The 24167-nt window shown below is 40.0% G+C and carries 18 protein-coding genes; all 18 read left to right on the top strand.

Going from position 1 to position 24167, the window contains the following annotated elements:
• Positions 1 to 370: 370 nt before the first annotated feature.
• The 18 genes from rfbF (at position 371) to VB732_RS17125 (ending at position 24132) form a co-directional block, all read left to right on the top strand.
• Positions 371 to 1144 carry a glucose-1-phosphate cytidylyltransferase gene (gene rfbF, locus VB732_RS17210; protein ID WP_323232086.1) on the top strand — a complete coding sequence of 258 codons (774 nt, stop codon included), beginning with the start codon at positions 371 to 373 and terminating at the stop codon, positions 1142 to 1144.
• Positions 1145 to 1302: 158 nt separating this feature from the next.
• On the top strand, positions 1303 to 2517 hold the full coding sequence (lhgO, locus tag VB732_RS17205; protein WP_323232100.1) for an L-2-hydroxyglutarate oxidase: 1215 nt from the start codon (positions 1303 to 1305) through the stop codon (positions 2515 to 2517).
• Positions 2518 to 2923: 406 nt separating this feature from the next.
• Positions 2924 to 3952 carry an SDR family oxidoreductase gene (locus VB732_RS17200; RefSeq protein ID WP_323232085.1) on the top strand — a complete coding sequence of 343 codons (1029 nt, stop codon included), beginning with the start codon at positions 2924 to 2926 and terminating at the stop codon, positions 3950 to 3952.
• A 410-nt stretch (positions 3953 to 4362) separates the two neighbouring features.
• Positions 4363 to 5631, top strand: a complete 1269-nt coding sequence (locus VB732_RS17195; RefSeq protein ID WP_323232084.1) for a class I SAM-dependent methyltransferase — start codon at positions 4363 to 4365, stop codon at positions 5629 to 5631.
• A gap of 185 nt (positions 5632 to 5816) precedes the next feature.
• Complete coding sequence (locus VB732_RS17190; RefSeq protein ID WP_323232082.1) at positions 5817 to 6824, top strand: glycosyltransferase family 2 protein; 1008 nt, start codon at positions 5817 to 5819, stop codon at positions 6822 to 6824.
• Positions 6825 to 6874: 50 nt separating this feature from the next.
• Entirely contained in the window at positions 6875 to 7726 is an 852-nt protein-coding gene (locus VB732_RS17185) for a phytanoyl-CoA dioxygenase (RefSeq protein ID WP_323232080.1), read from the top strand.
• Positions 7727 to 7765: 39 nt separating this feature from the next.
• Positions 7766 to 8320: a dTDP-4-dehydrorhamnose 3,5-epimerase gene (rfbC, locus tag VB732_RS17180; RefSeq protein WP_323232079.1), complete on the top strand. Its 555-nt coding sequence runs from the start codon at positions 7766 to 7768 to the stop codon at positions 8318 to 8320.
• 303 nt (positions 8321 to 8623) lie between these two features.
• On the top strand, positions 8624 to 9937 hold the full coding sequence (locus VB732_RS17175) for an NAD(P)H-dependent oxidoreductase (protein ID WP_323232077.1): 1314 nt from the start codon (positions 8624 to 8626) through the stop codon (positions 9935 to 9937).
• A gap of 402 nt (positions 9938 to 10339) precedes the next feature.
• Entirely contained in the window at positions 10340 to 11440 is a 1101-nt protein-coding gene (locus tag VB732_RS17170; RefSeq protein ID WP_323232076.1) for a glycosyltransferase, read from the top strand.
• 125 nt (positions 11441 to 11565) lie between these two features.
• Positions 11566 to 13791, top strand: a complete 2226-nt coding sequence (locus tag VB732_RS17165; RefSeq protein ID WP_323232075.1) for a polysaccharide biosynthesis tyrosine autokinase — start codon at positions 11566 to 11568, stop codon at positions 13789 to 13791.
• 638 nt (positions 13792 to 14429) lie between these two features.
• Complete coding sequence (hepC, locus tag VB732_RS17160) at positions 14430 to 15149, top strand: heterocyst development glycosyltransferase HepC (protein WP_323232073.1); 720 nt, start codon at positions 14430 to 14432, stop codon at positions 15147 to 15149.
• 114 nt (positions 15150 to 15263) lie between these two features.
• Positions 15264 to 17105 (top strand): heterocyst formation ABC transporter subunit HepA, encoded by a 1842-nt coding sequence (gene hepA, locus VB732_RS17155; protein WP_323232071.1) that lies wholly within the window; start codon positions 15264 to 15266, stop codon positions 17103 to 17105.
• A 131-nt stretch (positions 17106 to 17236) separates the two neighbouring features.
• Positions 17237 to 18076 carry a hypothetical protein gene (locus tag VB732_RS17150; RefSeq protein WP_323232070.1) on the top strand — a complete coding sequence of 280 codons (840 nt, stop codon included), beginning with the start codon at positions 17237 to 17239 and terminating at the stop codon, positions 18074 to 18076.
• 67 nt (positions 18077 to 18143) lie between these two features.
• Positions 18144 to 19337 carry a glycosyltransferase family 4 protein gene (locus VB732_RS17145; protein ID WP_323232069.1) on the top strand — a complete coding sequence of 398 codons (1194 nt, stop codon included), beginning with the start codon at positions 18144 to 18146 and terminating at the stop codon, positions 19335 to 19337.
• 67 nt (positions 19338 to 19404) lie between these two features.
• On the top strand, positions 19405 to 20397 hold the full coding sequence (locus VB732_RS17140; protein ID WP_323232068.1) for a glycosyltransferase family 2 protein: 993 nt from the start codon (positions 19405 to 19407) through the stop codon (positions 20395 to 20397).
• A gap of 165 nt (positions 20398 to 20562) precedes the next feature.
• Positions 20563 to 21762, top strand: coding sequence for a glycosyltransferase family 4 protein (locus VB732_RS17135; RefSeq protein WP_323232067.1), 1200 nt, complete (start codon positions 20563 to 20565; stop codon positions 21760 to 21762).
• Positions 21680 to 22630, top strand: coding sequence for a glycosyltransferase family 2 protein (locus VB732_RS17130; RefSeq protein WP_323232066.1), 951 nt, complete (start codon positions 21680 to 21682; stop codon positions 22628 to 22630). The genes VB732_RS17135 and VB732_RS17130 overlap by 83 nt, the downstream gene beginning before the upstream one ends.
• A gap of 47 nt (positions 22631 to 22677) precedes the next feature.
• On the top strand, positions 22678 to 24132 hold the full coding sequence (locus tag VB732_RS17125; protein ID WP_323232065.1) for an O-antigen ligase domain-containing protein: 1455 nt from the start codon (positions 22678 to 22680) through the stop codon (positions 24130 to 24132).
• Positions 24133 to 24167: the final 35 nt, after the last annotated feature.

Genomic DNA, 24167 nt, shown 5'->3' with positions numbered 1-24167 from the left:
CGCAAGGCTTTTGGGATTGCTTCTCTTCGTTCGCAATGACAATTATTTAACCGGACATGATATGATACCAATTAAAAAAAACAATGTAACAAATAAACCATTTGTAGAGACGCGATTCATCACATCTTTACCCAAAAATATGTTGCAATCGTCAATTGAAATGGTATGATTTTCCAGTTTATAGATATTCATAGAGCTTTTATATAGAAAAGATGTTAATTTATCTTTCCTTTATAATTTTGGGTAAAATTACAGTTACATTATTGACGGAGAAAAGAAATTATAAATCAATTTTTCTCATTCTAGGTGCATCCTCTTTATATCGAAAAAGTCAAATAATAAAATACCTACGAATCTCTGAGGTAATTGCATGAAAGCGGTGATTTTGGCTGGAGGGCTTGGTACACGTCTTAGTGAAGAAACTAGTATTAGGCCCAAGCCGATGGTTGAGATTGGTGGTAAGCCAATTCTCTGGCACATAATGAAGACTTACTCCGCTCACGGCATTAATGACTTCATTATTTGTTGTGGTTACAAAGGTTACATGATTAAGGAGTATTTTGCTAACTACTTCTTGCACATGTCAGATGTTACCTTTGATATGCGATTTAATCAGATGAATGTGCATTCTGGTTATGCAGAACCCTGGCGTGTTACCTTAGTAAATACGGGTGATAATACCATGACAGGTGGACGCTTAAAGCGAATCAGAGAACATCTTGGTAGTGAGACTTTTTGCTTTACTTATGGTGATGGTGTAAGTAATATTAATATCACCGAACTAGTGAAATTTCATAAAGAACAAAATACATTAGGAACACTCACAGCCGTTCAACCAGCCGGACGTTTCGGAGCCATTTCTTTGGGAAATGAGCAAACTAAAATTACCAGCTTTCGAGAAAAACCCGAAGGCGATGGAGCTTGGATTAATGGCGGTTATTTTGTGTTAGAACCAGAAGCAATCAATTTGATTGCTGATGACTCTACAGTATGGGAGCAAGAGCCATTAGAAAAGCTAGCTGATATGGAACAGCTATCTGCTTTTAGGCATAATGGTTTTTGGCAACCAATGGATACTTTGCGCGATAAAAACTACTTAGAGGAGCTATGGAAAAGTAACCAAGCTCCTTGGAAGGTATGGTAAGGGGACTAGGGACTGGGGACTAGGGATTGGGAAGATTTGAATGAAGATTCGCATCCAAACCAAATCTTATTCATATTTTCTTACCCAGTACCCAGTACCCAATCCCAAATAACTTTATAGATTTACTGTAATTTTAAGTGCAATACTACTAATTTATGATGTATGATTTTACGATTATAGGCGGGGGAATAGTTGGACTTTCTACAGCATTAGCTTTAGGAAAACACTATCCAAACGCGCGTATTTTAGTACTAGAAAAAGAGAGTCAATGGGCATTTCACCAAACCGGCAATAATAGTGGAGTAATTCATTCTGGTATTTACTACAAACCAGGGAGTTTCAAAGCTAAATTTTGCCGTGATGGTTCTCGCTCTATGGTAGAATTTTGCCAAGAGCATGGAATAGAGCATGAAGTTTGTGGTAAAGTGATTGTTGCAACCGAAGAACAAGAACTACCACGTCTAGAAAATCTTTACCAACGCGGACTAGACAATGGCATAGAAGTTAAGAGAATCAGCCCCGAAGAAGTCAGGGAAATTGAACCTCACGTAAAATGCGTAGGTGGACTTCGGGTATTCTCAACTGGCATTGTTAATTACAAGCAAGTTTGTTTGAAGTATGCCCAGCTAATTCAAGACCAGGGTGGGGATTTGCGTCTCAATACAAAAGTTCTGAAAATCTCCCCTAGTGGTAACAATCAGGTACTGCAAACAAATAAAGGTAACTTTGAAACCCGCTTTGTAATTAATTGTACAGGATTGCATAGCGATCGCACCGCCAGACTAGGTAAAGTTGAACCCCAAGCCAAAATCGTCCCATTCCGGGGAGAATACTACGAACTCACCCCAGAAAAACGCTATCTGGTTAAAACACTAATTTACCCAGTTCCCAATCCAGATTTCCCCTTCTTGGGTGTCCACTTTACCCGAATGATTGATGGTAGCGTCCATGCAGGGCCAAACGCAGTTCTGTCACTCAAACGTGAAGGTTACAAAAAAACCGACTTTGATTTCCGGGATTTTCTTGAGGTCATCACTTATCCTGGTTTCTGGAAATTGGCAGCCAAACACGCTGATGAAGGCATCCAAGAAATTATTCGCTCCTTTAGTAAAGCAGCCTTTACCAGAAGTTTGCAAAAACTAATTCCCGAAGTCCAAGCAGAAGACTTAGTTCCCACCCATGCAGGAGTCCGCGCTCAAGCCTTAATGAACGATGGCAAACTTGTAGACGACTTTTTGATTGTTTCTGGTCAAAACTCCATCCATGTTTGCAATGCTCCTTCTCCTGCGGCTACGTCTTCTCTAGAAATTGGCAAAGCACTGGTGGCAGAAATTCCCCAACTCTCGCATCTAGATAATGTAGTAACTGCATAGATAGCATAGTTGCTTGCACTTTAAAGATTGCCTCTGTCAAAGTAAATCATAAAATAAAATCCTTGCTTTTCTCTCTGCGTTTTATGGTTCAAGAAATTACTTTTTAACCACAGAGGCGCAGAGAACACAGAGAAAAGAAGAATTCTTTTCCAACTTTACAAGGCTAACTGAACCATAGCCCTCTTACTATTACTCTCCGAAAATAAAAGTCGAAGGCAACTTTTAAAACCTTGTTTGGAATTGGTTTTGTGAGTTTATTGTCTAATATGATGGATATTGAGACTAACGCCTGACAAGGATTACATCTTTTTATCTAGGGAGAATGACAGAAGAGGAGTATGGGGCATATCTGTGTATCTTCACTAAACAAAGAATTTAACTCATCAATACAAAGGTATTAACCACAATGAAAATATTAGTAACTGGAACAGAAGGCTATCTTGGTTCATTATTACCGCCTCTGTTAATCGAACGGGGACATGAAGTTATCGGTCTAGATACTGGTTTCTATAAAGTTGGCTGGCTATACAACGCTAATGGGGTAACACCTAAAACCCTTAACAAAGATATCCGCAACATTACCCCTGACGATTTGGAAGGTATTGAAGCAATAGTTCACATGGCGGAACTCTCAAATGACCCAGCCGGACAATTAGCACCGAATATTACCTACGAAATTAATCATGTAGGTTCAGTTCGTCTCGCTAATCTAGCCAAGACTATGGGTGTGCGTCGTTTTGTGTATATGTCTTCATGCAGCGTCTACGGCGTTGCTACCGCCGATGATGTCACAGAAGAATCCCCAGTTAATCCCCAAACAGCTTATGCAGAATGCAAAACTCTCGTAGAAAGAGATGTCAGACCACTTGCGGATGATGACTTCTCTCCCACCTTTATGCGGAATGCAACAGCTTTTGGTGCTTCTCCCAGAATGCGCTTTGATATTGTTTTAAACAACTTAGCAGGGTTGGCATGGACTAGCAAGCAAATCAAAATGACCAGTGATGGTACACCTTGGCGGCCATTAGTCCACGCACTGGATATTTGCAAAGCAATAGTCTGCACTTTAGAAGCACCACGAGACATTGTACATAACCAAATCTTTAATGTGGGAGATACAGAAAATAACTATCGTGTCAAAGAAATCGCGGAAGTTATTGCTGATATTTTCCCAGATTGTAAACTATCCTTTGGTGAAAACGGCTCAGATAACCGCAGCTATCGGGTATCCTTCGAGAAAATCAACACAATCCTTCCCGGATTTAAATGTGATTGGAACGCTCGACTTGGTGCCCAGCAACTATTTGATTTATTCAGTCAAATAGATATGGCTGAAGATACTTTCTTGTTTAGAGGATTTACCCGTTTAAAACAGCTAGAGTATCTAATTCGTACCGAACAAATTGACAAAGATTTCTTTTGGAATAAAAAGTAGTTAGATTAGCCTAGTGGTAGCAAATCAATAATCTAATTCCCGAATCAAATATTATTGGTTCGAATTTATCGAACAGAATTCAGGAGTCAGGAGTCAGAATTCAGCATGAATTCTGACCGAAAAAGCGGATGAATAACCGGGTTTAAAACCCCCACCAAATCGTAGATTTGGTGGTCATCAATCCTGCGCCAGTCTGAATCCCCGACTGAATTGATATCATGTCCGGTTAAATAATTGTCATTGCGAACGAAGTGAAGCAATCCCAAAAGCCTCGCGATTGCTTCCTTCCACTTCGTTGCACTCGCAATGACATATCACAAGTAATTTGCCGGACATGATATGATTCTGACTCCTGAATTCTGACTTCTGAATTCTTCCATTAAATCATTTTTACCCAGGAGAGGAAATTTATGACAAATGCAAAATGTCGTTTTAGTGGTCAACCTCTACACCAAACATTTATTGATTTAGGAATGTCCCCTTTAGCCAATGCTTATTTAACAGCAGAACAGCTAAATAATGCCGAAAAGTTTTATCCCCTCCACGCCTATGTTTCTGAAGATACTCTTTTAGTTCAATTAGAACAATTTGAAACGCCAGATCATATTTTTAGTGACTATGCTTATTTTTCTTCCTACTCAGTAAGCTGGCTAAAACATGCCAAAGCCTACACCGATATGATGGTGGATAAATTTGGCTTTAATTGTAATACTCAAGTGATTGAGATTGCTAGTAATGATGGCTATCTACTGCAATATTTTCTAGAAAAGGGAATCCCAGTTTTGGGAATAGAACCAGCCGCCAACATAGCCAGGATAGCTCAAGGAAGAGGCATTCCTAGTATCAACAAGTTTTTTGGTGTTGAAACTGCCAAAGAACTAGTGATGGAAGGAAAACTAGCTGACCTTTTGATAGGTAATAATGTTTTAGCTCATGTACCAGATTTAAATGACTTCATCGCTGGGATGAAACTCATCCTCAAACCCAACGGTATTTTGACGATGGAGTTTCCTCACATTTTGCAACTGATTCAACAAAACCAATTTGATACGATTTATCACGAGCATTTTTCTTACTTCTCATTCCTCACTATCGAAAAGATTTTTGCAGCGCACAATTTACAGCTTTTTGATGTAGAAGAATTATCAACTCATGGCGGTTCCTTGAGAATTTATGCCAAACATGACAATGCTGATAACCCCGCCATCAGCGACCGAGTTAGCCATCTAAAAGCAAAAGAAATTGCTGCTGGGCTGCATCAGATAGAGACTTATATTACATTTGGCGAAAAAGTTAAAGAAACAAAGCACAAACTTTTAAGTTTCCTTCTGAGTGCAAAAGCAGAAGGGAAATCAATCGTTGGTTATGGCGCACCAGCTAAAGGCAACACATTACTTAATTACTGTGGAATTGGCAAAGATTTTATCGATTACACAGTAGATTGTAATCCCTATAAGCAAGACTTATTTTTACCTGGGACACATATTCCTATCTTTGAGCCAGAAAAAATCCGCGAAACTAAACCAGATTATGTCCTAATTTTACCTTGGAACCTCAAGGAAGAAATTATGGAACAAATGGCATTCATTAGCGAGTGGGGCGGACAGTTTGTTGTGCCAATTCCTGAAGTAAAAATTTATTCTTGTCCTACTCCGGATAAGCTTTTAATAGCATCGTAATTACTAATTATAACCCAAAAACGCCTTTTGTTACTATTTATTGTTGTCATTTGTGAGTAGACACAATAGATAAAAAGTAATCAAAAGGCGTAGTTTTATAAAGGTCTTCTTGCCAATCCGCAATTTAAACTGAACAGCAGCTTGTTAATTACTAAACTGCTATTAACTACAGATTTTAGCTTAATATGAATAAATTGCTGACTATTGCTATTCCTACATTCAATCGTGCCCAGCTTCTAGATAAACAACTTACTTGGTTGACTCAAGCTATTAAAGGTTTTGAAGATGAATGTGAGATTTTAATATCTGATAATTGTTCAACAGATAATACTCAACAGATAATCCAAAAATGGCAAGCAAACTTTAGTAAAGTTACATTTAAATCAAATAAAAACTTGAAGAATTTAGGTGTAATTAAAAACATTATGTATTGCCTAAATTCGGCAACAACAAAATACGTTTGGGCAATCGGTGATGATGACCCAATCCAAGACAGAGCTGTTGCTTATGTAATTAACAAACTTAGACAGCACGAAGATTTATCATTATTGTTTCTCAATTTTTCCGGCCGGAACCAAATTACTGGTGAGCCAGTTCATCCACCAAAAATTGTTGGTAATCGCTGGTTTGATGTTGATAGTGAAGATGGTAAAGGTGATGGTAAAGCTATATTTGAATATTGTTTTTCAAAAAGTGTCGGTGCAGTCATTTTTCTAACTGCTACAGTCTATCGCACTGACTTAGTAAAACGCGCTCTCCAAGATTGGCAAGATGCTGAGAATAACTGGATATCTTTAGCATATTTAGCTGGATATTGTGCTGCTAATGGTAGCGTAATTGTCACGAAAGAGACTTATTTAGAATGTGTTGTGGGTGTGAGTTATTGGCAGAAAGAACCAAAATCAGCACTGTTAATGCAATACAAACACATCCCCGAAGTAATTTTGAAATTAGAGCAAAGTGGATATTCTAAGCAGTTTTGTCGGCGGATGCTTTTGCAGAACGGGAAAGAAGTCAACTTAAAAGTTTTATTAGGTGCTTTAAGAAGATGGCCGATGTCTGCCATTAAAACAGTAGTTCCATTTGTAGCTTTAGTCAGCTTGTGTGCTTTTGATTTGATGGTTTCTAAAGAGTTTGGGTTAGCAGAATCAAGTGAAATCTCTACTGAAGAAGTGCGGAACTATAAGCCATAAGCTACTAATTTACTAACAAATATATCTCACAAACAGAAGGTATTTACGCCATGCTTAACGCTATTAAACGCAAAATAGCTACGCTTTCAGATGACTTTAAATATTACCTAGCTCGTTGGCAGCATAGCAGAAATTTGCCAGCCTTGGCAGAAAGCGATTGCAACATCCTTAATGCTCTCAAAAAAGATGGCGTTCACGTCACAACGCTAGCAGATTTAGGGTTAGACTCTAGCCCCGAACTGCTCAAAGCTGCGTACCATCAATTGTCTCAGATGGAACAGCCCAACAACGACCATCTAGATGAAAGGTTGCCACAAATCTACACAGTTACAGGTTTACCAGAATTTTATGCCTGGGGGGTAGAGAAAAGGCTACTCAACATCATCGAAAATTATATCGGTCTTCCAATTGCTTTTCATGGTGTACATTTACGCAAAGATTTCAAGAATAAACATCAGTTTGGGACGCTACTATGGCATAGCGATGCAGAAGACCGTCGGATTATCAAAATCTTCATTTACTTGAATAATGTAGAAGAAAAAACTGGGCCATTTGAATATATTCCTCGTTCTTTAACTTCCCTATTTAGTTGGAATTACTTTCGTCTTTACTACAAACTTTGGAAGTCAGGCTATATGGGCATCGATGATGAACAAGTAAAATCAGTCATCCCCAAATCAGCTTGGAAATCCTGCCCAGGGCCAGCAGGTACGGTTATTATTGTAGATACAAAAAATGCTTTGCATCACGGTACAATACGCACAGAAGACCGCTCAACACTATTCTTTTGTTACACCGCCAATCCTCCAGAACGGCCAGACCTCTGCACCCAATACTGGGATGATACTTATCCCAGGATAGAGCTACACTCTGCATCTGATGCAGTTAAAGTTCCAACTTAGTAACCTTTTGTACTCAACATTCATCTTCAAGGAATCATCATGATTTTCACCGAAACCGCACTCAAAGACGCATTCATTATTGACTTAGAAGAAAAGCCAGACCACCGTGGTTTTTTTGCTCGGTCTTTCTGCGCTCAAGAATTTGAAGCACACGGATTAAAACCTACAGTTGCCCAATGTAATCTGTCTTTTAATTACAAAAAAGGCACTATCCGGGGAATGCACTATCAAATTCTGCCAGCAGCAGAAACAAAGTTAATTCGCTGCACAAAAGGCGCAATCTATGACGTAATTATTGATATGCGTCCTGAATCTCCCACCTTTTTATCACACATTGGTGTAGAACTTACCCCAGAAAACCGCCGCGCTTTGTATGTTCCAGAAATGTTTGCTCACGGTTATCAAGCGCTGACGGATGAGACTGAAGTCATATATCAAGTAGGTGAATTTTATACGCCAGGGTATGAGAGAGGTTTACGGTATGACGACCCCTTCTTTAACATTGATTGGCCTCTAGCTGTGACTGAAATATCTGAGAAAGATTTAAATTGGCCTTTGTTGAGAATGATGACTGTTGGTAATACTTCTAAATAATTTTAGCGGTATTAGATGGTTCGTGAAATTATTTTTAACGAACCGCCAAGAACGCATAGATGCTTCTGCGGCTTCCCACAGAGTAGAGTGCAAAGGAAATAAATTAGAATTGGGCTACAACTTTGATGTTATCCAATTCCACAATGATAAATTCGTTAGCATCTAGCAAACAAGCAGCTAGTAGCTATAAGTAAATTTAATTCCCATGAAATTGTACTTAATATTTAGCTGTGAGCAATTATTAAGTGCAAGTTTATAGAGAATTTGTATCACAACCAACAGTTCCAAAAAGGAGTTTAGTTCATGATTATTATCGATCGCGCCTTACAAGCCCGTGCAGCAGCAGGAAATCCTATCAAGGTGGGAATGATTGGTGCTGGTTTTATGGGTCGAGGAATTGCCAACCAAATTGTTAATTCCGTGCCAGGAATGGAGTTAGTTGCTATCTCCAATCGTCAGATTGATGCAGCCAAGCGAGCTTATTCGGAAGCCGGAATTGAAGATATTCAAGTTGTTGCAACTGTCAGCGAATTAGAAGATGCGATCGCAAACGGTAAGTATGCAGTCACAGAAGACGCTAAGTTACTGTGTCAGGCTGAGGGCATCGAGGCCATAATCGAAGTCACAGGTGCAGTGGAATTTGGCGCTCACATCATCATGGAAGCGATCGCTCATCGCAAGCATGTGATTATGATGAATGCCGAACTTGACGGCACTATTGGCCCCATCCTGAAAGTCTATGCTGACAAAGCAGGTGTGATTCTTAGCGCCTGTGATGGCGATCAGCCAGGGGTGCAAATGAACCTCTACCGCTTTGTAAAAAGCATTGGTTTAACTCCCTTATTGTGCGGTAACATTAAAGGACTCCAAGACCCCTATCGCAATCCCACCACCCAGGAAGGATTTGCTAAACGTTGGGGTCAAAAGCCCCACATGGTGGCTAGCTTCGCCGATGGAACCAAAATTTCCTTTGAGCAAGCGATCGTTGCTAATGCCACAGGGATGAAAGTCGCCAAGCGGGGAATGTTGGGATATGACTTCAACGGTTATGTCGATGAAATGACCCATTTATATGATGTTGAACAACTCAAAGAACTGGGCGGCATTGTCGATTATGTAGTTGGAGCAAAACCAGGCCCAGGCGTATATGTATTTGCCACACACGACGACCCCAAGCAACGCCACTATCTCAACTTATATAAATTAGGCGAAGGCCCACTTTACAGCTTCCATACTCCTTATCACCTCTGTCATTTTGAAGTTCCCTTGTCCGTAGCGCGTGCAGTCCTCTTCGGTGATGCCGTCATGTCTCCACTCGCAGGCCCATTAGTAGATGTTGTCACCACCGCCAAAATCGACCTGAAAGCAGGAGAAACCCTAGATGGCATCGGTTACTACATGACCTACGGACAATGTGAAAATTCCCCCATCGTCCAACAGCAAAATCTCCTACCAATTGGTTTAGCTGAAGGATGTCGCCTGAAACGGGATATTTCTAAGGATCAAGTCCTCACTTATGAGGATGTAGAATTACCTGAAGGTAGACTCTGCGATCAACTAAGAACTGAGCAAAACACTTATTTCGCCTCAGAAAAAACCTTAGTAGCAGTTGGGTAATATCGGTTCCAAAAATATTCGCCACAAATGAATTGGCTGTAGGGGCTGTACATCTGTCATACGTGTCAACTTAAGCTTATCTCACAGGCGTTTTACCCCCCTTAATCCCCCCTTATAAAGGGGGGAAAAACAAATCTAGTTCCCTCCCCTTTACAAGGGGAGGGTTAGGGTGGGGTGACACGTCCAGTAACGGTAAGTGAATGAACTCAATATCATGCCTTGACAAGGGTTTCACGTTAAGTTGACACCAATGGTACAGAGGTACGCCCCTATCAACGTACTTGTCGCCAGAATTTCGTAAAGAGAGAGGAAAGGAAGCTATACTGCGGGACACTAAAGTTGTTGATATTAACTTGCTGGGGAGCGTTGAAACAAACCCGATCGAAACTTTAGGTCAAATTCATGAAAATTGCTCTAGTCCACGATTATTTAACCCAGCGAGGTGGGGCAGAGCGTGTATTTGAACTGCTTTGTAAGCGTTATCCTGAAGCAGACATTTTCACATCTCTGTACGATCGCCAAAAAACTATTGATCTAGGCGATCGCATCGTTAACACAACCTTCTTACAAAAAATCCCTGGTGCAGCAAAGTATTTCAGGTCAATGGCTCCTCTATATTTTCCTGCCTTTCGCGCCTTGGATCTGCAAGACTACGATCTAATTATTAGCAGTAGCACCAGCTTCGCCAAAGCAGTGCGAAAAAATCCCAACGCTCGCCACATTTGCTTTTGCCATAACGTCACCCGTTTCTTATGGGATACAGCAACCTATTTAAGAGAATACGGAGACTATAGATATTTTGCACCTTTAATTGAGCAAGTATTTCAATTAATGAGAAAGGTAGACCTGAAATATGCCCAGGAACCTGACCTTTATATTGCTAATTCTAGTGTTGTTGCCCGCCGTATTGAAAGTATTTATGGCAAAAAGGCAATGATGGTTAACTATCCAATTGATACTAGTAAATTTGTTTTTTCCGATATAAAAGATGAATATTATCTGGCTTCAGCCCGGATGATTAGCTATAAACGCCTTGATATAATAGTCGAAGCTTTTAACTGGCTAGGATGGCACTTATTAATATCAGGTGACGGGCCAGAACTAGAACGGTTAAAATCTAAAGCATTAAAAAATATTGTGTTCTTGGGACACGTAAGTGATAGAGTCCGCAAAGACTTGTTTTCCAAAGCCAAGTCTATTATTGTCGCAGCCTTAGAAGATTACGGGTTAGTTCCAGTAGAGGCTAATGCTAGCGGTACACCAGTCATTGCTTATGGTGCTGGTGGAGTATTAGATACTCAAATACCAGGTGAAACAGGAGTCTTTTTCAAAAGACAAACACCCGAATCTCTACAAATTGCGTTACAAGAAGCTAATGGCATCTCTTGGGATTACGATCGCATCCGTAATCATGCAGTAGCAAACTTCTCAGAGAATGCATTCTTTGGGAAAGTTGAGCAAATTATTAACCAAGCTTGTGGCGGACATCAAATATTCATTTGATTTCGGAATTTCTTGACACTATAAGATTACCTATTTAATTTCTCTCTCCTTCTCGGCGGGTTGTGAAAAATAGGTAGTCTTCGGGGTATCTCTTAGCGTAAGTCTTGAAGACAAGGATAATAAAAGTGGTTCAAACTAGCCTAAATCCTCAAATAAATCCAGCCTCTGAAACTGAACCCAGCTACGGACAATTATTTGCCGTATTTGTGCGAAGATTTCCTTGGTTTTTAGCAGTATTGATTAGTTCTATTGCTATAGCAGGCATGGTAACTTTAAAAACTAAACCAACTTATAAAAGTTCAATGCAACTGCTAGTAGAATCTAACTATCAAGGTAAGAAAGAATCAGCAGGAGTAGATAGTCAGTTTACTGACTCTAATATTGTCATAGATACTGCAACTCAGCTTAACTTGATGCAGAGTTCTGGACTTATCCAAAAAGCAGTTGATAAACTTCAGTCTGATTATCCAGATATCAGTACGGCTGAAATTAAAGCTTCTTTAGTCTTAACTCAATTGAGAAGTAAAGAAGATAATGTTGCTACAAAAATCTTTCAAGTCGAATACACTGCTGGAGATCCAGAAAAGACACAAAAAGTTCTCGGTGCAATTCGACAAGTTTATCTGGAATATAACAAACAACAGCAGACTTCGCGGTTACAAAAAGGTCTGCAAATTATTAGGGAACAGTTAAGTAAAGCCAGTGAAGAAGTAAACGCATCTGAGACTAATTTACAAAGATTTCGCAGAAATCAGAACTTAATTGATCCAGAGTCACAGGCCAAAGCGATTGAGACAGCTTTAAATAATATTTCTCAAGAAAGACAGACAACTCGCGCTCAGTATGGCGAAGCCTTAGCACGCCAAAAATCTTTGGAAGAACAACTTAACCGTTCTCCTCAAAATGCTCTAGTTGCTTCTCGCCTGAGTCAGTCTACTCGCTATCAAGGCTTACTAAACGAAATCCAAAAAAGCGAATTGGCACTAGCACAAGAACGCTTACGCTTTACAGATCAGACTCCGAGTGTCCAAAAGCTCAAAGAACAGCTTCAGGGACAGAAGGAATTATTGCAACAAGAAGTAGGAAGAACTTTAGGCGGAAAGTCTGCTAGTGCTTTCACTTCTGGAGACTCTCTTCTCGAACGAGGACAACTCGGTGAAATTGATCTTAGCCTCGCTGGTCAGTTAGTAGAAACGCAGACAACTATAGTTGCTTTAACTGCCCGCGATCAAAGTTTAGCTCAGAAAGAAAACGAGCTACGTTTAGAAATCAAACGCTTCCCGCCTCTTTTGGCTTATTACAATCGGATGTTACCGCAGTTGCAATTTAGTCGTGAAAGATTAGAGCAACTTTTAAGAGCAGAACAGCAATTGCGGCAAGAACTTTCCAAGGGTGGTTTTAATTGGGAAGTAGTAGAAGATCCTCAAAAAGGCGCACAATTAGGCCCCAATCTTCAACAGAACTTGCTGTTAGGTGCTGTGGTTGGGTTGATGTTAGGAGGCATTGCTGCCTTTATTCGAGATTCGGCTGATGATGCAGTTCATACCACTGCTGAGTTAGAGAAGCAAATGGCTCTACCTTTGTTGGGAACAACCCCCAAATTACCGCCAGCTAAACCCAGAGAATCAATGATTAAATTGCCCTTTGGCAAGCCAGAAGTTCTCGCCCCTTGGACAATTCAAGTATTGCAATCTCCACCACGTTGGGAATCGCTGGATCTGATTTACAAGAACATTGAACTTTTAAATACTGTTGCTAACTTAAAATCTTTGATGATTACCTCAGCTTTACCAGATGAGGGTAAGTCAGCTTTGGCGTTAGGTTTAGCGATGAGTGCTGCCCGTTTACACAAGAGGGTGTTACTAATTGATGCCAATTTACGCGATCCCAGTTTGCACCACCAACTGAATCTTCCTAATGAACAAGGGCTTTCAACTTTATTGGCGAGTGATGCAAGTCTACCCAACCAAATTAGTCTTCAATATTCAGGTTCTTCCTACATCGATATTTTGACGGCTGGGCCCAAACCTGTTGATCCAGCTAATCTGTTGAGTTCTCCCCGAATGATGCAATTGATGGCAGCTTTTGAAGAAAACTATGATTTGGTACTCATAGATGCTCCCCCAGTTCTTGGTTTGGTGGATGCCATGCTTACCGCATCATCTTGTCGTAGTGTGGTCATGGTGGCAAGCATTGGTATTGTGACACGAAGCCAGTTGACTCAGGCTACAGCAATGCTAAGTAAGTTAAACCTGATTGGGGTTGTGGCTAATGGGGTATCAAATAGCAGTAATTACGTACCTTATATCAAACAACAGCAATTGGCTCTCCGTCAAGCTGTGGAAAAGTAACTAGTACCGCGAGATGCAAGATCCCCGACTTCTTAGAGAAGTCGGGGATCTAATTAGTTTAAATGCAACACGTAGTAGGGTAGCACATCAGTGTTACCCTACTTTTTAATGAACAAAATTTAATTTTATTGCTATCAGGAAAATTTTCGTATATTTATGCGATCTTTATGGCTTTTCAGAGAAATCACTGGCTCTTTAAAGAGTAAATAAAGAATTTATGGGAGCGATCGCTATTTCTAAATAGTCTTATATTCTAGAGATTAAAGCACCTTCACAAAGGCTAGAAGACAATAGCAGACTGGTTTTGGTACATTTATCGATACAATAAACACCTCAGTGCAATTAAACGTAGATATAAATTTATGGGTAATTTCCCTCTACATATTTCTACTTTCAGTAGTTACCGGAAAATACCGATTACCCATGAATATTGATAGTAACGTTGATTTGTAAACCTCTACACCAGCAAACTTCTGGACGATATGTGCTTGGCTGAGTGGCAAATAGCAATAATATATTTTTGCCCTCAATTATCTCCAACTTTTTGGACTGACAACAAGATTCGGATTTGGGTCTTTGGCATTGATAGCCTTTGATAACGCCTCAGTAATTCACTCCTGTATAAACCCAAAGACATTATGACAGCTTCAATAATTCCAACTCTAGAGAGTTTATATAATGTAACCCAGTCACACCAAGATAATCGTGGGTACTGCACACTCCAGTGGCGGCGGGGTAAGTTGTTGGTAAAACCGCTTGGGCGAGTGAAACAACCACATCTGCCTGCATTAAATAGTAAGCGATCGCTAGTAGAATGCTTACAACATTCTCCAGTAAGTTTGGTAAGCATAGATCCAAAGCTGGGTGAGGCTTTGCTGAGGTTTTGGGCAGATGCGTGTCAAGAAGCTCAAAAACCAATATTCCTAAGCATACCTGCCGCCAATAAACCTTCTAATCAACCCTGGAGACAATTGCAGCGATTAATTGATTGGATTGCTGCTTTAGTATTGCTGCTATTAGTAAGTCCAGTCATGCTGGGCTTGATGGCATTAATGCAAGTTTACTCACCAGGATCGCTTTTTTGTCGTGAATGGCGGGTTGGAGAACGCGGTAAACTCTTTCAAGCAATGAAGTTTTGCACGCACAATAATATCACACCGCTAGGGCGTTGGATGGTTAAATACAATCTCAACAATCTGCCCCAGTTATTTAACGTGCTACGCGGTGACATGAGTTTGACTGGATTTCATAGTTGGACTTTAGAAGATGCAGTACAGCTAAATAAACTACCCGAAATTAAACCTTCTTGGGAAGTAGAGGCATCTCACCTGTTACATCTAGATAGCCAGACACTGTAATTCATCTGTGCGGTAATTGATGATTTCATCTACCGCACTGAGATTAACGCACAAATTGCTGATGTAGCATCTATAGCGGTCTATCTACCCTGCCAAACTATTATTATAAAATCCATGAATTCTCAACTTCCTCAAAAATTCCGTAGTCTGCTCAAAGCTTCTAGCTTTTGGCAAGACAACTATTTGATATTGCGAGAATTTAAACACTTTCGCAAAATAGTAATTTTAGCTCTGACATTTTCAATTTTAGCCGCAACCTTTGAAGGGGTAAGTATTGGCTTCTTGCTCACCTTTTTGCAAAGTTTAACTAGCCCAAATGCTCAACCTGTCCAAACAGGAATAGAATGGTTTGATAATTTGGTATTAGGAGCTAATACATCATCAATTAATCGTCTTTACCGCGTATCATCGCTGATTTTACTGACTACTTGGCTACGTTCTGGGTTCAATTATTTTGGACAAGTTTATACCGAATTATCTCAATTGCATTTTGGCGATCGCTTACGTAAGCAAATTTTTGAACAGTTACAATCCTTATCGTTAAGCTACTTTGCCAAAACTCGTTCTGGTGAACTAATTAACACAATAACCACAGAAATCGAAAGAATTAGACAGGGTTTCAGTGGTGCAGCATTTTTAGTAACTAGAGGGATAACAACTCTTGTCTACTTAATCTCAATGTTTTTGATATCATGGCAACTAACTATAATTTCAGCGTTACTATTTACACTTTTAGGTGTAGGTTTATCTAATCTCAATGCCAGAGTCAGAGAATCCAGTTTTGGCATGACAACTGCCAATGCTAACTTTACATCAACAGCCATAGAATTTATTAATGGCATTCGCACTGTTCATTCTTGTGGTACTCAAGAATTTGAGCGCCAGCGTTACTACAAAGCTAGCGACAAGGTAGTAAGTTCTACAACTAAAGTTGTATTCACTTGGACACTTGTGAAGCCAATTGCTGAAGGGGCAGCCACTACGGTGTTGGTGGGAATGATTATTTTAGCATTCACTAGTTTGGTTAGTAATGGAACGCTACAAGTTGCTTCTTTGTTAACATTTTTCTTTGTGCTATTTCGCTTCATCCCATTTGTTCAAGATATTAATGGCACACGAGCATTTCTCAGTACCCTACATGGTTCAGCAGACAATATTAAAAATTTGCTGAAAAGTGACGATAAATATTATTTCCAAAATGGAAAATTGGAATTTCAAGCTTTAGAAAGGGCAATAAATTTAGTATCCGTAGATTTCGGTTACGATGACCAGAATATAGTGCTACATAACATTACCCTGACCATTGAAAAGGGAAAAATGACTGCACTAGTTGGATCTTCTGGCGCTGGTAAAACAACTCTTGCTGATTTAATTCCTCGCTTTTATAATGCTACAGAGGGAAATGTTTATATCGATGAAATTGATATAAGACTATTTGAAATTAACTCTCTACGTCGTCAAATAGCTGTTGTAAGTCAGGATACATTTATCTTCAATACTGATGTTTGGCAAAACATTGCTTATGGCACTCCACAAGCAACTAATGAGCAAATTCAAGAAGCTGCTAAATTAGCGAATGCGCTGGAATTTATTTTAGAAATGCCCGAAGGTTTTGATACCCAATTAGGAGATCGGGGTGTTAGATTATCTGGAGGACAAAGACAGCGAATTGCGATCGCACGGGCACTACTACGGAACCCAGAAATTTTGATTTTGGATGAAGCAACTAGCGCCTTAGATTCTGTATCCGAGCGCTTAATTCAAGATTCATTAGAAAAGCTATCTGTGGGAAGAACAGTAATTGCGATCGCTCACCGTCTTTCTACTATTGCAAAAGCAGATAAAGTTGTAGTCTTGGAAGCGGGGCGGATAGTAGAACAGGGCAAATATCAAGAATTACTCGCACGCCAAGGCAAGCTTTGGGAATATCACCAGATGCAATACTATAATTCGTAATTCGTAATTCGTAAAGACGCTCTCTACGGGACGCTAAAAACGAACACTGACTCGCTAACGTAATCTGTAATTTGCGAATTACGAGTTCATTCTGCGAGTCACTTGTTTATAATTTTAATCAGGAAAAATAAATGGTAAACATAGGCTACCGCGCTGCTAAAATTCAAGGTAAATTTAATCGCTCTCTATATAAAGCAGCCCTTTCTCAGATTGTCAGCATCTCGATAAAGCAAACTCAGCAAGTTCCGGTAAGTATCTATGCTTTATCATGCGAACGCGATTTACCAGAACAAGTGGCAAGTATTCGCTCATTCATTCGTCATGTCGGCATTCCAGAGACATTTACTGTAGTTTCCGATGGCAGTTACACTGATTCTAGTTGTAATTTACTCCGCCGTATCCATCCCTGCGTTCAGGTAATACTTTTACAAAACTTCCTGAGAACAGATTTACCTCAATGTGTTCTTGATTATGCCCAACTACATCCAATGGGCAGAAAGTTGTCGGCATTAATGTCTATTCCTGTTAATGGTACTACGATTTACACTGATTCAGATATTTTATTTTTTCCTGGCGCGATTGACTTAATTGATTTGAGCAAGTCGGATGATAAATACTCTCTTTATCTACCTGATTGTTCTATGTCGCTAGACGAGCGAATTATTTATGATGAGTCTGAAAAATCGAATCCTGTAAATGGTGGATTTATATTATTTAGGCATGAATTTGACTGGACTTTTGCCATCAAACGTTTAGCAAATCTTCCAGAAGTTCCAAGTTATTTCACTGAGCAAACACTTGTACATTTAACCATGCACCACAATCATGGTAAACCTCTATGCTCAAATAAATATGTTCTCAATGTAGAAGATCAGTTCATTTATCCAGATAAATCTGCAAGTAAAAACATTGCTCTCAGACATTATGTGAGTGATGTTAGACACAAGCTTTGGTTTAATGTTGGCATATAAATTGATGAAGATAAGCCTCTATTTAGATGAGGACTTCAATGAATAATAACGTAAAGAATGGTGGTTAATGCTTAACTCAATTAATGATGCCAAACAAAATGATAAACAATTGCACAGAGGGCTTTTTAAAGAAGACCTAATTTATCAATGCTCGAATTTTGATGTAGGCGAGGGCGGAGGTGTTGAAACTTATTTAGCTTCTCTATTTGAACATCGACCACCTGAAGTTAGCGATCGCGTGATAAAATCGCTCAAGGGTTTTGACCAAAGCCAATTCAAGCTGCTGCACATCCACAGCCCAGATTTACTATTGCAGCTTACTGGCGAATGTCCTACTGTCTTTAGTGTTCATAATCACTCATTGTACTGTCCTAGTGGCACAAAGTATTTAGCAGAGCAACGGACAATCTGCGATCGCAACTTCTCTTACTTAGGTTGTACCTGGGGTAAACTAGCAGATAAATGTGGTAGTCGTAGACCGTTAAGGACTCTTAAAGAATTTCAAACTACTCATCAGTTATTAGATACCTTAAAAAAGGTAAAAATCACCTTTGTTGCTAATAGCGAATACGTGCGCCAAGAGTTAATTAAAAATGGCGTACCCCCGGAGCAAACTGTAACGTTACACTGTGGTATTTCTGTACCGCAAATTAAAGCTGCTCCTCTGAGTCTAGAAATTCACCGAAATCATAGAATTTTGTTTGTTGGCCGTATTGTTTCTGATAAAGGTTTGGAATGGCTGCTTAAAACCTTAATACATACAAACCCACAAATTCAACTTGATATTGCAGGTGAAGGCTGGGAACGACCACGATTAGAAAAGTTAGCAAATACACTCGGATTAAGTAATCGGATTACTTGGCACGGCTGGTGCGATCGCAATAAACTAAATAAACTTTACGAACAGTGTTTTGCAGTTATCTTTCCTAGTGTTTGGCCTGAACCTGCCGGTCTTGTAACTCTAGAAGCATACTCTCGTTATCGACCTGTAATTGGTAGTGCAGTCGGAGGAATACCAGAACATTTACAAGATGGAGAAACGGGTATTCTGGTTCCAGCTAATGATATTAAAAAGCTGGCTGATGCTATTCATGATTTGTATGGAGATCATCAAAAAAGCCGACAAATGGGCGAACAAGGCCATGCTTTATTGATGAAGGAATTTACAATGGCTGCTCATGTAAATAATCTGCAAACAATTTATGCAAAAACAATAGCTGACTTTCCTTCAAAAGCAAAAAAATTATATAGCTTCAAGTGAAATAAGCTTAATTTGGTCAAATTCTCTAATGGTGCATCTTTTATTTATTAAATATAAAGGAAAAAATATGTCATTATCTCAAGAATGTCAACAGCCTTTAGTCAGCGTTGTTATCCCTACCTATAATCGACCAAATTATCTTAAGCAAGCGATCGCTAGTGCTATTCAACAGACTTATCAAAATATCGAAATTATTGTTTCTGATAATTGTAGTTCAGAAGATACTCAAGCCGTCGTCGCATCTTTTGATGATTCACGTATTCGATTTTGGCGACATCAGCAAAATGTCGGTATGTTTGCAAATCAGCAGCATGGCTTCAAGATGGCGCGAGGTAAATATGTTGCTAGTCTTCATGATGATGATATCTGGAATGAAGACTTTCTAGCGAAACTTGTACCAATACTAGAAGCCAACTCTGAGTTAATTCTTGCTTTTTGTGATCAATATATTATAGACGCGAATGGTATTATTAATAACAGTGGAACTGAAGAAAATACATGCGGTTATAAGCGAGACAAACTAGCAAAAGGAATTCATCAACCTTTCTCTAAAATCGGGTTAGTTGATAAAAGTATACCCACTGCTGCATCTTGTGTGATTCGTAATAATCTCGTCGATTGGGATAGTATTCCCTCAGAAGTTGGCGGGATGTGGGATTTATATTTAACTTACCTCTTCTGTATATCTGGTTATGGCGCTTACTACTATCCAGAAAGACTAACGCGATATCGTGCCCATGAGCAAACTGATACTATGCTCAGTGGTAGCCGAGATGTGCAGGCAAAAATCTGCAAAGCTAAAAGCGAAATGTTCTGTTATCAAGTCTTCATGGAAGACCCGCGTTTACAGCAATTTAGGGCATATTTTCAACGGAAATGGTTAGAGGCTAATACAACTTTGGGTATTGGTTTACTGCGAAGTGAACAAATAGCAGTAGCACGTCCTTATTTTTGGCAGGCGCTGACTAAACAAAAATTTAATGCACGAACTTTAGTAGCATTAAGTCTAAGTTTTACTCCGCAGTTTTTGGCCAATAAGTTAATAGAAATGTCGAAATAGTAAATTTTTGTAGAGGCAATTCATGAATTGCTTCTACCCGAAGATATTTGTTTATGTAAATGCTACTTAACGAACCGCAAAGAGCGCTAAGGCAAGAAAAGAAGATTGTTTAGAGTTCTTGGGCTGCGGTTTTAAGTGAGCCTAAATTATTAAAGAAGGTAGTCAATGAAACTTTGTATTGTTACTCATAAAATCAAAAAAGGTGATGGGCAGGGACGAGTAAACTATGAAGTTGCTAATGAAGCGATTCGTCGCGGTCATCAACTCACATTATTAGCTAGTGAAATCGCACCAGAACTAGAAAATAATAGTCAAGTTAATTGGGTTAGAATTCCAGTCAAAGACTATCCAACAGAATTTTTGCGTAATTTAATATTTGCCCGAAAAAGTACAGATTGGTTGCAGAAAAATCGCTCTGAGGTTGATTTAGTTAAAGTCAATGGCGCAATTAATCTGGCTGCGGCTGATGTGAACGCTGTACATTTTGTCCACAGTTCATGGTTGCGATCGCCTGTTCATATTTCTCGCAACCGCCGAGATTTATATGGTTTTTACCAGTGGCTATTTACGGCTTTTAATGCCCGTTGGGAAAAACAGGCTTTCCAAAAAGCGCAGGTTGTTGTGGCTGTATCTGAAAAGGTAGCGCAGGAATTAGTCAATATTGGTGTACCGCGTTCTCACATTCGCGTCATCATCAATGGCGTTGACTTAGAAGAGTTTGCCCCTGGTGAAAGCAATCGCCAAAAGTTAGGTTTACCGGAGAATGTCACCCTAGCATTATTCGCCGGAGACATCCGCACACCCAGAAAGAACTTAGATACAGTACTGCACGCCTTGGTGAAAGTTCCCGATTTACATTTGGTGGTAGTGGGACACACTCAAAATAGTCCTTTCCCTCAGCTAGCAGCCTCTTTGGGGTTAAGTAAACGTGTGCATTTTGTGGGATTTCGCCGTGATATCCCCCAAATTATGCAAGGAGTAGATTTATTTGTGTTTCCTTCCCGATACGAAGCTTGCAGCCTCGTATTGTTAGAAGCACTTTCTTCAGGACTGCCAGTAATTACTGCCACAGCCACCGGCGGCGGAGAGTTGGTGACACCAGAATGTGGCATCGTCTTATCCGACTCAGATGATATTAATGCTTTGGCTGTGGCGTTGATGTCCTTGGTGAGTAGTCCCGCCCTCATACAGCAAATGGGCAAAGCTGCTCGTTCTGTGGCAGAAAAACATAGCTGGACTACTATGGCACAAACTTATGTGGATTTATTCGAGGAGTTAAGCAATGCGGAACACCGTTCTGATACCAACTTATCGCCGTCCACAAGACCTATCACGCTGCCTTTTGGCGCTACAGGAGCAAATTAAACCCGTCGATCAGGTGATAGTGGTTGTCCGCGATACAGATGCAGAAACTTGGCAATTCCTGGCGCAATTAAACGCGCTTAATCTGCCACTGCATACTGTGAAAGTGACACAACCAGGCGTAGTAGCAGCCCTCAATGCCGGACTAGCAGCAGTAGAGGGCGATATCGTTTCCATTACTGATGATGATGCTGCACCCCACCCAGATTGGTTAGAGCGCATCGCTGCTTACTTTACCTCAGATAGTCGCCTCGGCGGTCTGGGAGGGCGTGATTGGATATACCACGGCAGCAAGTTAGAAGACGAATCCCGCCCAGTAGTGGGACAGTTGCAGTGGTTTGGGCGAGTGATTGGCAACCATCATCTGGGAGTGGGAGAACCCCGCGAAGTCGATATTCTCAAAGGCGTAAACATGAGTTTTCGTAAAGAGGCCATCGGACAATTACGCTTTGATGAGCGGATGCGTGGTACTGGAGCGCAGGTACATTTTGAAATGGCATTTACTCTGACATTAAAACGGGCTGGTTGGAAGATAATTTACGATCCTAATGTTGCTGTAGACCACTATCCAGCAAAACGTTTTGATGAAGATCAGCGAAATAATTTTAATGAAATTGCCTTTATTAATTTAGTCCATAATGAAACCCTAGTTTTACTAGAACATTTGCCATTTATCCGCCGGATTGTATTTTTATTCTGGGCAGTATTTGTGGGTACATGCGATAGTCTGGGTTTCGTACAATGGCTGAGATTTTTACCTAGCCAAGGGCAATTGGCAGGGAAAAAATTGCTGGCATCTTGGCGGGGGCGTTGGCAGGGATATCAAGAATTCAAAATTCAAAATTCAAAATTCAAAATTAAGGAAATTTGAATTTATTGAAAGCTGCCAAATTTATTTATCTGTATATCTAAAATTGAATGAATTCTAAGCAGATACTTTACAATAGTTTTTCACAAGAAAATTATTCTCCAGAAGAGCGATCGCAACAAGGGTGGATGGCGATCGCAAGCTTTATACTACTAACTGTAGTTTGCTATTTTGCTGGTGCTACTGCTGCATTACGCCTAATTTATCCGGTGACGGCTTTAGCAGTAGCTGTATTTTTATACTTGCGGCATCCCATTCTCTACGTCAGCTTTACTTGGTGGATATGGTTTCTCACGCCTTTAGCTACGCGCTTAGTTGACTTTCGGGTAGGTTGGGATGCTACCCGTCAGATGCTCATAGCACCCTATTTAGTGGTGTTTGTAACTATTGCCACATTCTTGCGACATTTTCCCCGCGCCTCACGTCAAGGGGGTTTGCCGTTTGTTCTGGCTTTTATCGGAGTCTTTTATGGCTTTCTCATCGGTCTGATTTATAACCCACCAATCCCTGTAGCACGCGGGTTGCTGGATTGGCTCAGTCCAATCATTTTCGCTTTTCACTTATTTATAAACTGGCGAGATTATCCTAGCTATCGCCAAAATATTCAGCGAACTTTTCTTTGGTGTGTGTTGATTTTAGGGGCTTATGGTGTATATCAATTTGTCGTAGCTCCTGAGTGGGATAGGTACTGGCTCATAGAATCAAAATTATTTATGAGTTCTGGAAACCCTGTACCTTTCGGAATGCGCGTTTGGAGTACATTACACTCAGTCGGCCCCTTTGGTTCTGTCATGCAAGCTGGGTTGCTGTTGTTATTTACCAGTTCTGGAAACTTAATTTTTCCTGCCTCAGCTGTTGGTTACTTGTCCTTTCTGCTGACACAAGCACGAACTAATTGGGGGGGCTGGTTATTAGGAATAATAATGATTATGGGTTCAGTCAAAACCCGAATTCAAATGCGCTTAATTACCATAATTGTGGTGATGGCAATTTGTGTAGTGCCATTAACAACCATTGAGCCAATTGCTGGGGTTGTCGCAGCGCGTTTAGAAACATTTTCTAATCTTGAAGATGACAACAGTTTTAAAGATAGATCGGGAAGTTATGACAAAAACCTGGGTTTAGCCCTTTCTAATGGTCTAGGTAATGGCTTAGGAAATATTTGGAAAGTTAACGAAAAAACTGGACAAATTGAAGTAGTGGTAATTGATAGTGGCATTTTAGATATGTTTTTCACCCTTGGTTGGTTTGGAGCCATCTTTTATATGGGTGGATTAATTTTGTTAATTGTTAGTGTTAGCAGTTATGGTGAAGGTCGTTTTGATAGTTTTATTAGTGCTGCCCGCGCCATTGGGATCAGTTCTGCTACACAGCTAATTATCGGTAGTGGAATGTTGAGTGTAGCAGGGATGATTCTTTGGGGATTTTTAGCTATGGCGATGGCAGGACATAAATACTATAGCAATCCCAAGATCCCCGACTTTTCTAAGAAGTCGGGGATCTGATAAATCTAACAACTTAAATAGGACTGATATAAATT

The organism is Nostoc sp. UHCC 0252 (assembly GCF_034931145.1).
Lineage (GTDB): Bacteria > Cyanobacteriota > Cyanobacteriia > Cyanobacteriales > Nostocaceae > Nostoc.
The sequence above is the reverse complement of the archived record's forward strand: the minus strand, read 5'-3'. Positions and strand labels throughout refer to the sequence as shown.

Excerpts from the sequence above, each read along its gene's own strand:
- rfbF (WP_323232086.1), top strand. The coding sequence starts at position 371 with ATGAAAGCGGTGATTTTGGCTGGAGGGCTTGGTACACGTCTTAGTGAA.
- lhgO (WP_323232100.1), top strand. The coding sequence starts at position 1,303 with ATGTATGATTTTACGATTATAGGCGGGGGAATAGTTGGACTTTCTACA.
- VB732_RS17200 (WP_323232085.1), top strand. The coding sequence starts at position 2,924 with ATGAAAATATTAGTAACTGGAACAGAAGGCTATCTTGGTTCATTATTA.
- VB732_RS17195 (WP_323232084.1), top strand. The coding sequence starts at position 4,363 with ATGACAAATGCAAAATGTCGTTTTAGTGGTCAACCTCTACACCAAACA.
- VB732_RS17190 (WP_323232082.1), top strand. The coding sequence starts at position 5,817 with ATGAATAAATTGCTGACTATTGCTATTCCTACATTCAATCGTGCCCAG.
- VB732_RS17185 (WP_323232080.1), top strand. The coding sequence starts at position 6,875 with ATGCTTAACGCTATTAAACGCAAAATAGCTACGCTTTCAGATGACTTT.
- rfbC (WP_323232079.1), top strand. The coding sequence starts at position 7,766 with ATGATTTTCACCGAAACCGCACTCAAAGACGCATTCATTATTGACTTA.
- VB732_RS17175 (WP_323232077.1), top strand. The coding sequence starts at position 8,624 with ATGATTATTATCGATCGCGCCTTACAAGCCCGTGCAGCAGCAGGAAAT.
- VB732_RS17170 (WP_323232076.1), top strand. The coding sequence starts at position 10,340 with ATGAAAATTGCTCTAGTCCACGATTATTTAACCCAGCGAGGTGGGGCA.
- hepC (WP_323232073.1), top strand. The coding sequence starts at position 14,430 with ATGACAGCTTCAATAATTCCAACTCTAGAGAGTTTATATAATGTAACC.
- hepA (WP_323232071.1), top strand. The coding sequence starts at position 15,264 with ATGAATTCTCAACTTCCTCAAAAATTCCGTAGTCTGCTCAAAGCTTCT.
- VB732_RS17150 (WP_323232070.1), top strand. The coding sequence starts at position 17,237 with ATGGTAAACATAGGCTACCGCGCTGCTAAAATTCAAGGTAAATTTAAT.
- VB732_RS17145 (WP_323232069.1), top strand. The coding sequence starts at position 18,144 with ATGCTTAACTCAATTAATGATGCCAAACAAAATGATAAACAATTGCAC.
- VB732_RS17140 (WP_323232068.1), top strand. The coding sequence starts at position 19,405 with ATGTCATTATCTCAAGAATGTCAACAGCCTTTAGTCAGCGTTGTTATC.
- VB732_RS17135 (WP_323232067.1), top strand. The coding sequence starts at position 20,563 with ATGAAACTTTGTATTGTTACTCATAAAATCAAAAAAGGTGATGGGCAG.
- VB732_RS17130 (WP_323232066.1), top strand. The coding sequence starts at position 21,680 with ATGCGGAACACCGTTCTGATACCAACTTATCGCCGTCCACAAGACCTA.
- VB732_RS17125 (WP_323232065.1), top strand. The coding sequence starts at position 22,678 with ATGAATTCTAAGCAGATACTTTACAATAGTTTTTCACAAGAAAATTAT.